This is a genomic window from Micromonospora sp. NPDC002411 (assembly GCF_053592955.1).
The window spans coordinates 1-10291 of sequence record NZ_JBSFBM010000247.1; the positions used below are offsets into that span (position 1 = coordinate 1).

At 73.0% G+C, this 10291-nt stretch carries 11 protein-coding genes; 5 read left to right on the forward strand and 6 right to left on the reverse strand.

The features are described 5' to 3' along the window. Nucleotides 1-215 precede the first annotated feature (215 nt). A complete protein-coding gene (locus tag ACWCO3_RS24965) occupies nt 216-1232 on the reverse strand; it encodes an SMP-30/gluconolactonase/LRE family protein (RefSeq protein ID WP_450012321.1) in 1017 nt (338 codons plus the stop codon). A gap of 266 nt (nt 1233-1498) precedes the next feature. Here ACWCO3_RS24965 and ACWCO3_RS24970 point away from each other — a divergent pair, with 266 nt between their 5' ends. Further along, complete coding sequence (locus ACWCO3_RS24970; protein ID WP_358051070.1) at nt 1499-1885, forward strand: STAS domain-containing protein; 387 nt, start codon at nt 1499-1501, stop codon at nt 1883-1885. A gap of 44 nt (nt 1886-1929) precedes the next feature. Here the strand turns inward: ACWCO3_RS24970 and ACWCO3_RS24975 are convergent, their stop codons facing one another. Beyond that, nucleotides 1930-2322, reverse strand: a complete 393-nt coding sequence (locus ACWCO3_RS24975; protein WP_145781596.1) for an FKBP-type peptidyl-prolyl cis-trans isomerase — start codon at nt 2320-2322, stop codon at nt 1930-1932. Between the two features lie 225 nt (nt 2323-2547). After that, complete coding sequence (locus tag ACWCO3_RS24980) at nt 2548-3105, reverse strand: hypothetical protein (RefSeq protein WP_145781598.1); 558 nt, start codon at nt 3103-3105, stop codon at nt 2548-2550. A gap of 189 nt (nt 3106-3294) precedes the next feature. Here ACWCO3_RS24980 and ACWCO3_RS24985 point away from each other — a divergent pair, with 189 nt between their 5' ends. Both ACWCO3_RS24985 and ACWCO3_RS24990 read left to right on the forward strand, forming a co-directional pair. Next, nucleotides 3295-3984, forward strand: coding sequence for a CBS domain-containing protein (locus ACWCO3_RS24985; RefSeq protein ID WP_450012324.1), 690 nt, complete (start codon nt 3295-3297; stop codon nt 3982-3984). 226 nt (nt 3985-4210) lie between these two features. Further along, nucleotides 4211-5086 (forward strand): TerC family protein, encoded by an 876-nt coding sequence (locus tag ACWCO3_RS24990; protein ID WP_208745165.1) that lies wholly within the window; start codon nt 4211-4213, stop codon nt 5084-5086. A 32-nt stretch (nt 5087-5118) separates the two neighbouring features. Here the strand turns inward: ACWCO3_RS24990 and ACWCO3_RS24995 are convergent, their stop codons facing one another. Genes ACWCO3_RS24995 through ACWCO3_RS25005 form a run of 3 tightly spaced genes read right to left on the reverse strand, consistent with a single transcriptional unit; the run spans nt 5119 to nt 7561 of the window. Beyond that, nucleotides 5119-5844: a helical backbone metal receptor gene (locus ACWCO3_RS24995; RefSeq protein ID WP_145785632.1), complete on the reverse strand. Its 726-nt coding sequence runs from the start codon at nt 5842-5844 to the stop codon at nt 5119-5121. Between the two features lie 56 nt (nt 5845-5900). Next, the gene (locus tag ACWCO3_RS25000; RefSeq protein WP_145781603.1) at nt 5901-6464 is read right to left on the reverse strand and encodes a hypothetical protein; all 564 of its coding nucleotides are present in this window, start codon (nt 6462-6464) and stop codon (nt 5901-5903) included. Next, entirely contained in the window at nt 6461-7561 is a 1101-nt protein-coding gene (locus ACWCO3_RS25005) for an Asp23/Gls24 family envelope stress response protein (protein WP_145781606.1), read from the reverse strand. Before ACWCO3_RS25005 ends, ACWCO3_RS25000 begins: the two co-directional genes overlap by 4 nt. Before the next feature lie 216 nt (nt 7562-7777). Between ACWCO3_RS25005 and ACWCO3_RS25010 the strand changes: the two genes are divergently transcribed. Both ACWCO3_RS25010 and ACWCO3_RS25015 read left to right on the forward strand, forming a co-directional pair. Beyond that, the gene (locus ACWCO3_RS25010; RefSeq protein ID WP_145781608.1) at nt 7778-8659 is read left to right on the forward strand and encodes a DUF2726 domain-containing protein; all 882 of its coding nucleotides are present in this window, start codon (nt 7778-7780) and stop codon (nt 8657-8659) included. Nucleotides 8660-8955: 296 nt separating this feature from the next. Then, nucleotides 8956-10239 carry a hypothetical protein gene (locus tag ACWCO3_RS25015; protein WP_358051060.1) on the forward strand — a complete coding sequence of 428 codons (1284 nt, stop codon included), beginning with the start codon at nt 8956-8958 and terminating at the stop codon, nt 10237-10239. Nucleotides 10240-10291 lie beyond the last annotated feature (52 nt).

Genomic DNA, 10291 nt, shown 5'->3' on the forward strand with positions numbered 1-10291 from the left:
CGCGCCGGTGCTGTCCGCCCGGATCGGCTGCGACGTGCACCTGAAGGTGGAGGGCGCCAACCCGACCGGCTCGTTCAAGGACCGGGGCATGACCGGCGGCTCGCCCGCCCCGGCACCCTCGGTCAGCGGTCGCTGAGAAACACGGCGGTCAAACGGGCCGGTCCGCTGCGGCGAACCGGCCCGTCGCCGCGCGCGTGCTCCGGTGACCCCGGCGATCACCGCAGGGGTACGCGGGCCACCCCCGGCCCGGTCAGGCTGCCCAACCAGAGGTGGTCGCCGTGCTGGCGTACCCCGGTGATCATCCGGTAGTGCCCGTTGGGGCCGTGCAGCGTCCGGCGGACCGTGCCGTCGCCGTCGACGAGCGCGACCAGCCCGTAGCGGCGGGGCTGCGGCTGCATCGCGTCGGGGAGCAACGCGGCGAGCTGACGCAGCCGCGGATGCGGCAGCAGCCGCTCGGCGATCGGCACCCGTGGGCTGGGCAGCGCTATCCAGTACGTCCCGTCGCCCACGGCGGCGAGGTTGTCCGGGTACGCGGGCAGGTCGGCCAGAACCCGCACGCCGCCGCCCAGTTCGACGCGGAGCAGGCGGTGGGTGCTGGTCTCCACGAGCATCAGGGCCGACTCGTCCGGGGTCAGCGCGATGCCGTTGGGGAAGTACAGCCCGTCGGCCACCACCTCGGTGCGGCCGCTGTTCGGGTGGTGGGCCAGCACCCGGCCGTTGGGGCGGTGCTCCAGCAGGTCCCGCTTCCAGTGTGAGACCGGGAACCGGTCGGAGGAGTCGGTGAAGTAGATCGTGCCGTCGCGGGCCACCGCCGCGTTGTTGGCCAGGTGCACCGGGGGCGCGGTCCCGGTCAGTTCGTGCACCGCGCCGTCGGGGGTGACCCGCAGCAACCCGCGGTACGCGTCGCAGACGACCAGCGCCTCACCGGACGGGTCCACCTCGATGCCGAGCGGTCGGCCACCGGTCTCGGCCAGCAGCCGGGGTCGGGTGCCGGCCGGCGCGTCGACCGGCCACCACCAGAGCCGTCCCTCCTCGTCGCCGCTGATCACCCGGCCGGCGTCGTCGACCACCACGTCCTCCGGGCCGACGGCCCCCTCGGGCAGGGGCAGCAACTCGACGTGGTCGAGCCGGCGGTCGGTGGGGGCCCACGCTCCGGCCAGAGCCGGAGGAACGGTGGCGGGCTCACGGACGGGGCGGATCAGCCGAGGCGGCCGCGGCCGGGGGATCAGCATCGACCTATTCTCCACCCGTCGGCGCCGGCTGCCGTCGACCATCGCCTGCGCGGCGCGCCGACCACCGGGTGCCGCCGTGGTGGCGGAGGCCGGCGGCCCGGCCTGTCGACCCGGATGTGGTCGTCGTCGCGGCGGAGCAGGGCGGGAGGGCCCCGAGCCTCCACCCTTAGGGGGAGGAGTGCCACCTCGGGGTATGACCCTGGGCGTACCCGGAATCACTCCGCCGAGGGGCGAAACTGTCGGAGGTGGCGGCTAGATTTCTTGGTATGGGAGAGGACAGCGACCGGCTCGACGTGCAGGTCAGCGTGGGTGACCAGGTGGTCGTCATGCGGGTGGCGGGCGAGATCGACATCGCCACCGTGGCGGCGTTCCGGTCCGCGTTGTGGTCCGCGCCGGCTCGCCGGGTGGTTCAGCTGGAGTTGTCCGATCTGCGGCTGCTCTCCGCCGCTGGCGTCCGCACGCTGCTCGCCGCGCATCTGCGCGTCCGGGCCTGCGGTGGCGAGCTGGTCCTCGTCGACCCGAGCCCGGTGGTGGCGCGGGTGCTCCGTGCCAGCGGTCTGCACCGCGTGATGCCGATCCTGGAGCCGGCCAAGGTGATCAAGGCCGCGCGTCTCACCGGAGGCACGACCGCGCACCTCCAGTTGGCCGCCTGACCGGCGCGGGGTCGCCAGCGTGAGCCGGCGACCCCGAGAATCGGTCAGCGCACGCCGAGCAGGTCCACGACGAAGATCAGCGTCTCGCCGGGCTTGATGACACCGGCCGCGCCCCGGTCGCCGTACCCGAGGTGTGGCGGGATGGTCAGACGGCGACGGCCGCCGACGCGCATGCCGGCCACGCCCTGGTCCCAGCCGGCGATGACCTGACCGCCGCCGAGTGGAAACTCGAACGCCTCGCCCCGGTTCCAGGACGAGTCGAACTCGCCGCCGGTGGAGTGCGACACGCCAACGTAGTGCACGCTGACCAGCTGGCCCGCCTCCGCCTGCGGGCCGTCGCCCACGGTGATGTCCTCGATCACGAGGTCGGCGGGCGGTGCACCCTCGATCGGACCCACCTCGGGCTTGCCGGATCGGGCGCCTGCTGCCTGGTTCATGCGGGGATCTCCTGCCGTGTCGGGTGATGTGCGGTCACCGTCGATCCTGCCGGATCGCACCTCACCGATGTGCGGCGGACCCGCTACCTGCTCAATCCCCCCGGGGCGCTGCCGCCCGCAGCCCGGCGCACGACCAGTGCGGCGCGAGGGAGCGGGGGATCCGGGAACGGGTTGGCGGGCGTCACCGGAAAATGGTGACGCCCGCTCAGGGGTGGCGCGTCGTGGTCAGCGCAGCCAGGGCAGCCGCTGGACGACGGGCAGCTTCGCCCACACCCGGCCGAGGCCCCAGGTGTCGCCGGCGTTGACCAGCGCGAGCACCGCCAGCACCGCGGCGTAGATCAGGTGGTCGTCCATGAAGGGGTTGTTCTCCGGAGGCAGGACGGCGGTCCACATCAGGACCAGCAGCAGCCCACCGGTCACGGCGGCGACCCGCATGCCGATGCCGAGCAGCAGGGCGACGCCGATCCCGGCCAGGCCGACCATGAACAGCCAGTCCGCCCAGGCGGCACCGGCGATCCCGGTGTAGACGTCCTTGAACGGGCCCGTCACCCCGAAGGTGAGGAAGCCCTTGGTGGGGCTGCCCCCGTTGATCCAGGCGTTCTTCGACTCGGTGGCCATCCCGAGGCCGAACATCTTGTCGATGAACGCCCAGAGGAAGATCCAGCCGAGCGCCAGTCGGGTGCCGGCGAGGATGTACCGGACGGCCCGCCCTCCAGTGGTGCCGGCCGTCGGAGCGGTGTTCTCGACGGTGACCCGGTCGGTCGTCGCGGTCATGGTCTCCACGTCCCTTCTCAGTCTCGCACCGCACTTCCCGGTGGCATCTCCAGTGGACGCTCACGGCGCCCTCGGCGGCAGGGCCGACAGACCGCATCGGCCCGGGACGTTGGACCCCCTCCGGTCCGGTCCGGCGACCCTGACGACGGCTGTCGCGCGGTCGTAGCGTCCGAGGGGGACGAGGAAGGTGAGGTCGTGATGAGGACCTGGCAGGTTGGCGATGTGATGACCCGGGAGGTCGAGACCGTGACCGTCGAGACCCCGTACCGCGAGATCGTCGACGTGCTGCTGCATCGCGGGGTCAGCGCGGTGCCGGTGATCGACGGGTTCCGCCGGGTGCTGGGCGTGGTGTCCGAGGCTGATCTCCTGCACCGCGTCGAGTGCGCCGGCGAGCCGGTGCACCGTCGCGTCTTCGAGAGCCGCCGTCGGCGTGGTGCCCGGGCCAAGGGGGCCGCGCTGCTCGCGGGGGACCTGATGACCGCCCCGGCGGTCAGCACGTACGCGGAGACGCCGTTGTCGGGCGCCGCTCGCCTGATGGACCACGAGCAGGTCAAGCGGCTACCCGTCCTGGATGATCTCGGTCGGTTAGTGGGCATTGTCAGCCGTGGCGACCTGTTGCGGGTGCACCTGCGTTCGGACGCCGCGATCCGCGAGGACGTGGTGCAGGAGGTGCTGCGCCGGGTGCTCGCCGTGCGGGACGGGCTGGTCACGGTCGAGGTCCGACACGGCGACGTGACACTTGCCGGTCGGTTGGACCGACGCTCCGCCGTCGACCTCGCCGGCCGGCTGGCAGGCCAGGTCAGCGGCGTCGTGCGGGTGATCAACGCCATCACCTACGAGGCCGACGACACGGTCACCGATCCGGCCCAGGTGATGCCGGTAGCCTGAGCGCCACCTCCCCCACCGTCACCCGTGGTCGTCGCCGCACCGTTTCGACAGGGGCCGAGTTCGCGGGACCACCGACGTCGGATCGGCCGTTCGCCTAGGCTCGGAAACGGCCGGCCGGCGGGTGACGGGGCGCGCACCGTGGCGATGCGGGAGGGCTTCGGTGGCGGAGGTGACAGTCACGGTCCCGCTCTGGGCCTGGGCGGCGGTCGGCGCGGTGATCGCCGTGATGCTCGCCGTGGACGTGCTCCTGCACCGGGACAACCACGTCATCGAGCTACGCGAGGCGCTGCTGTGGAGTGCCGTCTGGATCGGCGCGGGCCTGCTGTTCGGGCTGGTCGTCTGGTGGGGGCTCGGCGGCGACCCGGCCATCGCCTACTTCTCCGGGTACCTGCTGGAGAAGGCCCTCTCGGTGGACAACGTGTTCGTCTTCGCCCTGCTCTTCGGCTACTTCCAGGTGCCAGCCGGCTACCAGCACAAGGTGCTGTTCTGGGGGGTCGTGGGGGCGCTCGTCTTCCGTCTGCTGTTCATCCTCGCCGGCGCCGAGCTGCTGGACCGGCTCACCTGGGCCGGGTTCGTGCTCGGCGCGTTCCTGATCTGGACCGGCTGGCGGCTCGCCGTACGCGGGAAACCGGACGTCGACCCGGAACGCAACGTCGCGGTCCGGCTGTTCCGGAAGCTGGTGCCCACCGACGCGCGCTACCACGGCGACCGGTTCACGGCCCGGGTGGCCGGCCGGCGGATGGCGACACTGCTGCTGGTGGCGCTCGTCGCCATCGAGGCCACCGACGTGGTGTTCGCCATCGACTCGGTGGCGGCGATCCTCGCCATCACCACCAACACCTTCCTGGTCTGGACGGCCACCGCGTTCGCCGTGCTGGGGCTGCGCAGCCTCTACTTCTGCCTCGCCGGTCTGCTCCGACACTTCGGCTACCTGCGGTACGGACTCGCGTTCCTGCTGGCCTTCGCCGGGCTGAAACTCATCCTCGCCGAGACGCCGGTGGGCAAACTGCCGGTCTGGATGACCCTCGCGGTGGTGGTGCTGACCCTGGTGATCTCCATCGGCGTCAGCCTCCTGGCCGCGCGACGTGCCCCGGCCGGCTGACGTGTCAGGTCAACCGGCCAGCACGTGTCGGGTCACCCGGCCAGCACCGGCCGGGACAGCTGGTCGGCCAGGAGCGCGGGTGCCTCGGCGAGCGAGGGGCCGTACCAGGTGAGGTGCCGACCGGAGAGCAGGGCGCACGGTACGCCGGGGAACGCCTCGGGCCCGTCGTCGGCGGTGAACGTGTACGGCTCGTCGGGCAGCACCGCCAGCTCGGGTTGCTGTTCGCGCAGCTCGGCGAGGGTGGGTCGGGGATAGCGCTCCGGGTGCTCGTCGTAGGCGTTGACCACGCCGAGCCGACGCAGCACGTCGCCGGCGAACGTGTCGCCACCGAGCACCACCCACGGCCGACGCCACACCGGCACCACCGCCCGGCGGGACGGCGTCAGCAGGGGTGGTGCGGCCCAGGCCCGCCGGGCCGCGCGTAACCAGGCCGGCTCCGTCGGCGCGCCCAGTTCGGCGAGCAGGTCGCCCAGTTCGGTCAACGCGCCCGCGACGGTGCGCGGATAGGTGACCCGCACCGGTACGCCGGCCGCCCGCAGCGCCTCGGCGTCGGCCCGGCGGTTCTCCTCCACGTTCAGGAGCACCAGGTCCGGCCGCAGCGCGCGAACCCGGTCCAGGTCCGGGTACTTGCTGCCGCCGACCCGTGCGACGTCGAGCCCGGCCGGATGGCTGCACCAGTCGGTGGCCCCGACCAGCGTTCCCGGCACTGTCAGCGCCACCGCCTCGGTCAGTGACGGCACCAACGACACCACCCGCATCCGCGTACCTCCCGTCGCCGGCACCGATCATGCCCCTCCGATCGGCGCGACGCGGGTCAGGGCGGGCCGGGCTCGATACGGGCGGTCACGTCGAGGTGCGCGGGTGCGCAGCCGGCGGTCGTCGCGAACCGGCGGACCGCGGCGTCGACGTGCGCGCGTACGTCGTCGGCCCTCGCGTCGGCCGCCAGCTCCACTCGGATCCACACGTCGGGCCGCTGCGGTGCGCCGGTGAGCACCACCCGTGCGCGGCGCACACCGCGGTCGCCGGTCGTCAGGTCCCGCTCCAGCGCGCGGACCAGCACGTCGGTGGCCAGGCGGGTACGGCCGGGGCGGTGGCCGGGGTGGCTCAGCACGCCGCGTAGTGCCTGGCGGGGTCGGCGCAGTTCACCTGCCAGCAGGCGCTGCCCCGCGAGGGCGGCGACCACTCCGGTGACGGCCGCGGCCAGGGTGCTCCACGGCGCGGCCTGTCGCCACGCGTCGAGCAGGCCGGCGCCGAGCAGCGCCGCATCCGGGTCGTCGGCGGGCAGCGCCCTGACGCTGAGCCACATCGCTGTCGCTCCGAACGCCACCAGCACCAGCGCGATGATCGTCCACAGCAGGCGGTGTGCGGCGTCGGTCATGCCGGCCTCCGGCGGGGCAGCAGTCGGATCTCGATCCGGCCGGTGCGGGGCGCGGCGAGCCGACGTAGTTCCTGGCGCACGGCGAACTCGACCTCCGCGTGCGCGGCGGGGTCGCCGGTGGCGTGCACGCGGGGACGCCACTGGTCACCGCGCCGCCGGACGCGTACCCGTGCCCGCCAGACACCGGGCACGGTCCCGGCCGCGTCGGTCAGCCGGCGTTCCACGCACCGTCTGCGGAGGTGCCAGCCGTCCCGCTCGTCGACGCGCAGCCGGGACGGTGTCCAACGGCGCAGTTGGGCGACCAGGATGACCAGGCCCGACAGGATGGCCGCGCCGGCGCCGGTGCGGACGTCCGGGTCGTACCACCGTGTGCTGGTCAACGTGTCGTACCAGCCGCTGCGGGCGAGCAGCGATGCCGGGCGGCCCAGCGTGACCAGCAGCGCCTGTACGGCGAGCAGCACCCCGCCGACCAGCAGCGCGACGGCCAGCAGCGACGAGGCGGCCCGATTGACGATGCGCATGCCGGCTTCGGGGCGCCGGACCGGTGGTCCTGGATCGGCGTGGTGCGCCCCGGGGACGATCAGGTCGTCCACAGTGACGGTCACGGCGGCCACGGTGAGCCCGGTTCCGGCGGCCACCCGGTCGGCGACGGCGATCCGGACCGCCTCGGCGACGGCGGGCACGCTGTACCCGTACGTGGTGACCAGGTGCAGGTCGAGTCCCACGGAAGTGTCGACCAGTCGGACGGTGGCCGGGTGGGCGCCGGTGACGCCGGGCACCTGGCGGGCGGCGTGGACAGCGATCCGGGCGACGTGCGCCGTCTCGACGGCGCTCCGCTGCGGGGCGACCCGGGTGCCGGTGCCCGGGTTCCCGTCGGTGGTGCCGGCGGTCGGTGCGGTGCCGACCGTCGGGGCGGACGGACGGACGGCCACGGGGCGCGGTGGAAGTCGATGGTGGCGTCCCGCTCGATCGGTGCGAGGGCGTCGGAGGATGGTCGGATCACCGGCGAGTCGAGGTCGACGGGCGCGCGGGTCGTCCCGGCGTGGGCGGGCGCCCCGACCGGTGCCGGTGCGGGTGCCGAGCTGCTGTCGCGACATGCTGACCTCCCGGCCGGTCCGCGACCGGCGACTCCGCTGGATACACCTCGGGGAGTCCCTGGAACACCACTTCCGTGTGACCTGAATCACACATCTCGGTGCGTGCATCCGGCCGGCGGCCGGACCCGACGCGATCAGGCGTGCCGTCGAGGCGTACACCATGATCGACCGCCTAGACTCGGCCCGGCTCGACCGACCGGCGGATGGATCAGGCAGATGACGAGCATCGGCAGCGAGGACCGCGGCTGGCTGCGGACGGTGTCCGCCGAGAGCGGACGCGACACGCTGCTCAGCCGCGCCGGCCAGCGGATCCAGACGAACCGCAGGCTCAGTGACCTGGTCCAGGGTCGGCCACCTGGTGTCACCGGCAGCCAGTGGAGTTCGGCCAGCCGCGCCAGCTTCGACTTCGTGGTCTGCGCTGCCGACACCGGCCGCGCGGTCGTCGCCGTGGAGATCGGCCCGGTAGCGTCCGCCGGCTCGGCGGAGCAGCGCGTCGAGCGACTGAAGGACGCCGTGAGCGAGGCCGTCGGCCTGCCCGTGCTGCGGATCGGTTCTCCGACGTTGCGGGCGGCGGAGCACGGACGCCGCCTCGTGGAGTACGTGATCGACGCGCGCGCCTACGCCGCGGGCGGCGCCGGGGTGGCCACCTCCGATGACGAACCGGCCCCGACGGGTTTCCGGGACATCCTCGGTCGGCTGCCGGACGGCCGTACCGGAGCGGTCAACGACCTCGGGGCGCTGACCCGCGCGGCGGCGGTCGAGGCCTACGTGGCCGGGCGGGTGGCCGACCCGATCGTGCGGGGACTGCACGTGCGCTGGGCGGACGGGCCGGCGCAGGGGTGGAGTTGGGTGCAGGTCCGCCCCGACGCGTGCCTCGTCGAGCGGGTCTCGGTGACCGAGCACCGCTTCTCCTGCGGGATCGACCCGGGCCGGCTGGCCGAGGATCTCGCCACTGTCGCCGTCGGGGAGCGACTGCGGGACAACGCGGTCTCCGAGCTGGTGCCGCGTGCCGAGTTGACCGCGCAGATCGTCGCGCTGAGTCGGCGTCGCGACGAACTGGTCGGCGGGTTCGCCTTCGACCACCTCTGCGCCGACTGACGCCTCGCCCGTTCCACCTGCTGATTCATCGCTCCGCACCGGCTCCGCGTCGGGTCGCGGCAATTTCCTGTGAACTGGTTGAACCTTCCCGGTCGCCGCCCCGTACTCCTGCGCGAATGAACAGGATCTCCCCACTCGCGTCGTCGGGACCCGGGGGACGGTGTGGAAAGGGCATCGTCGGCCATCGACGCATTACCGGGTAGGTCACGGTGGTCGCCGCCGTGGCGTGCCATCTCACATCCGTCGGTCCGCCGAGGGCAGGAATCCACAACCGGATCGAGAAGGAGAGCAATTCGATGCGCAGGTCCACACGGGCGCGCCGGTCACCCGGCAACGCGCGGAGCAAGCGTCTGTTGGCCGTTGTCGGCACGCTCGCGGTGTTCGGCGGAGTCGTCGCCGTGACCCAGATTTCGTCGGCCCAGGACCGGCGGACCAATAAGCCCCGCCCGGCCGCTGGGCAGTGCGTGGAACCGAGCCCGGGCGCGACCGCGCCAACCGGCGACGGTTCCACCAGCCGAACCTGGCAGAACGGTCGGTGGGTGCGCAACCACTGGGGTGACGGGCAGCAGTCGGTCCCCGAGTGCGAGGACGGCAAGGACGGCACGGTCGGCACCGGCACGGCCATCGCCTGCCCGGACGTGACGGCCAAGCTGCCGCAGGTGCCGGACCGGGCGCGGGCCGAGGTGGACCGCAACCTCGCCCAGTTGCAGGCGCAGATCGCCGAGGCGGACCGCCGTCTCGCCGCCGAGGGCAACAAGGGTGAGGCGTTCATCCGCAACGCGATCCTGCAACCGCTGGCCGGCAAGCGGCGCGCGGTGCTGGACCGGATCACGACCGCCATCGACCGTGTCGGCCCCCGGCCGCAGGGTCTCGCGGAACTCGCCCCGTGCACGGTGCAGCCGACCAACAACGGTGGCGGCAACAACGGCGGCGGCAGCAGCCCCACCACCACGCCCGGTGGCGGCAACAACGGTGGCGGCAACAACGGCGGCAACAACGGCGGCAACAACGGTGGCGGCAACGCCCCCGGCGCGGGTCTCGGGGTGCTGGCCAACGACTGCGACGAGAGCCGCCTCCAGCCGCACGACGGTTTCCAGAACGGCAACCGCTGCGTGAGCACCGAGTTCGGTGAGGTCGGCGCCGCCGCGAACAACCCGTCGCTGCTCATCACCCAGTTCCCCCAGCAGGTCGGCCAGAACCAGGCCTTCACCCTGCGGGTCAGCACCCGCAACCTGGTGCGCGACCGCTTCCTGGCGGCCGGTCAGGGCGGCTACTACGTGGAGAGCTCGCTGCTCAACGCCCAGGGCCTGGTCCGGGGTCACTTCCACACCGCGTGCCGGATGCTGGACAGCCTGACCACCCCGCCGGAGCCGCAGGAGGTGCCCGCGTTCTTCGTCGCGACCGAGGACGGCCGCGGTGGGGCCCAGCCCGACGAGGTGACCATCCAGATTCCGGGCCTGCCGGAGTCGGGCACCGCGCAGTGCTCCGTCTGGGCCGGTGACGGCTCGCACCGTCTGCCGATGATGGAGCGGGCCAACCAGACCCCGGCATTCGACTCGGTGCGCATCACCGTCAACTGAGCGGACGTACCAACGGCGGCCGGTCACCCGGGGCGACAACCCCCGGGTGACC

Coding starts and splice junctions, on each gene's coding strand:
- ACWCO3_RS24965 (WP_450012321.1), bottom strand. CDS start 1,232: ATGCTGATCCCCCGGCCGCGGCCGCCTCGGCTGATCCGCCCCGTCCGT.
- ACWCO3_RS24970 (WP_358051070.1), top strand. CDS start 1,499: ATGGGAGAGGACAGCGACCGGCTCGACGTGCAGGTCAGCGTGGGTGAC.
- ACWCO3_RS24975 (WP_145781596.1), bottom strand. CDS start 2,322: ATGAACCAGGCAGCAGGCGCCCGATCCGGCAAGCCCGAGGTGGGTCCG.
- ACWCO3_RS24985 (WP_450012324.1), top strand. CDS start 3,295: ATGAGGACCTGGCAGGTTGGCGATGTGATGACCCGGGAGGTCGAGACC.
- ACWCO3_RS24990 (WP_208745165.1), top strand. CDS start 4,211: ATGCTCGCCGTGGACGTGCTCCTGCACCGGGACAACCACGTCATCGAG.
- ACWCO3_RS24995 (WP_145785632.1), bottom strand. CDS start 5,844: ATGCGGGTGGTGTCGTTGGTGCCGTCACTGACCGAGGCGGTGGCGCTG.
- ACWCO3_RS25000 (WP_145781603.1), bottom strand. CDS start 6,464: ATGACCGACGCCGCACACCGCCTGCTGTGGACGATCATCGCGCTGGTG.
- ACWCO3_RS25005 (WP_145781606.1), bottom strand. CDS start 7,561: ATGTCGCGACAGCAGCTCGGCACCCGCACCGGCACCGGTCGGGGCGCC.
- ACWCO3_RS25010 (WP_145781608.1), top strand. CDS start 7,778: ATGACGAGCATCGGCAGCGAGGACCGCGGCTGGCTGCGGACGGTGTCC.
- ACWCO3_RS25015 (WP_358051060.1), top strand. CDS start 8,956: ATGCGCAGGTCCACACGGGCGCGCCGGTCACCCGGCAACGCGCGGAGC.